This is a genomic window from Streptomyces boncukensis, assembly GCF_011045075.1.
GTDB classification, from domain to species: domain Bacteria; phylum Actinomycetota; class Actinomycetes; order Streptomycetales; family Streptomycetaceae; genus Streptomyces; species Streptomyces boncukensis.
The window spans coordinates 1-1315 of the sequence record NZ_JAAKZZ010000964.1 but is presented as its reverse complement, the minus strand read 5'-3'; the positions used below and the strand labels follow the sequence as shown (position 1 = coordinate 1315).

At 81.4% G+C, this 1315-nt stretch carries 1 protein-coding gene; it reads left to right on the top strand.

The window, feature by feature from the left end; all coding sequences use genetic code 11:
* Nucleotides 1-81: 81 nt before the first annotated feature.
* Nucleotides 82-1315 (top strand): NADH-ubiquinone oxidoreductase-F iron-sulfur binding region domain-containing protein (locus G5C65_RS37345; protein ID WP_165303475.1); only part of this gene is annotated, 1234 nt, incomplete at its 3' end.

Below are 1315 nucleotides of genomic sequence, written 5' to 3'. Positions count from 1 at the left end.
CCCGCCTCCCCGCCCGCGGCTCCGGGAACGGAGGGCGCGGGCGCCGGTACCGTCCCGGTCGTCTCCTTCGGGCCGCCGCGGCTGCTCGCCGGGCTGGACGGGAGCACGGGGGCGGCGCGCCTCGGACTCGCCGGCCATCTCGCCGTACACGGCCCGCCGCCCGTCCCGCCGCCCGGCGCCGACGCGCTGCTGGCGCTCGCGGAGGCGACGGACCTGCGCGGCAGGGGCGGCGCCGCGTTCCCGTTCGCGCGCAAGCTGCGCGCCGTGCGACGTGCGGCCCGGCGGCGGGGCGTGCGGCCCGCCGTCGTGGTCAACGGCAGCGAGGGCGAACCCGCGAGCCTGAAGGACCGGGCGCTGCTGCTGCGGGCGCCCCATCTCGTCCTGGACGGCGCCCTGCTGGCGGCGGGCGCGCTGGGCGCCGCCGAGGTGCGGGTGGGGGTGACGCGGCCCGACACCGAGGCGTCCGTGCGGTCCGCGCTCGCCGAGCGGCCCCCGGGGACCGCGGGAGCGCGGCCCCGGGTGGTCCGGCTGCCCGACCGGTTCGTCACCGGCGAGTCGACGGCCCTGGCCGGCGGGCTCGGCCAGGCGCCCGCCCTCCCCTCCGGCCGCTCCGTGCGGGTGAGCGACAGCGGACTCGCGGGGCTGCCGACGCTGCTGTCGAACACCGAGACCTTCGCGCAGCTCGCGGTGGCGGCCCGGCTGGGCGCGCGCGGCTACGCGGAAGCCGGGCTCCCCGCCGAGCCGGGCACCACCCTGCTGACCCTCGCCGGGCACACGGTGCTGGAGACACCCACCGGCGTGCCGCTGGGCGCGCTGCTGGAGCGGTGCGGCCTGGACACCGGCCAGGGTGTGCTGGTGGGCGGCTACCACGGGACCTGGCTGGCGCCGGACACCGCGCGGTGGGCCGCCGTCTCCCGGGACGAGCTGGCCCTGCTGGGCGCCTCCCTGGGCGCGGGTGCGGTGCTGCCGCTCGCCCGGGACAGCTGCCCGGCCGGCGAGACGGTGCGGGTGGCGCGCTGGCTGGCCCGCGAGTCGGCCGGGCAGTGCGGCCCCTGCGTCCTCGGACTGCCCGCGCTGGCCGAGGAGCTGGCGGCGGTGGCCGAGGGCGGCGGCGCGGGCGCGCTGGAGGCCGTACGGGACCGGGCCCACGCCGTCGCCGGGCGCGGGGCCTGCGGCCACCCCGACGGTGCCGCCCGCTTCGTGGTGTCCGCGCTGGAGGTCTTCACCGGTGACTTCGCGGCGCACGCGCACGGGCGGCGGCGCGGGTGCGGGAGGCCGGTGCGGGGCGCGCTGCCGCTGCCGCCCGGCCCCTCAC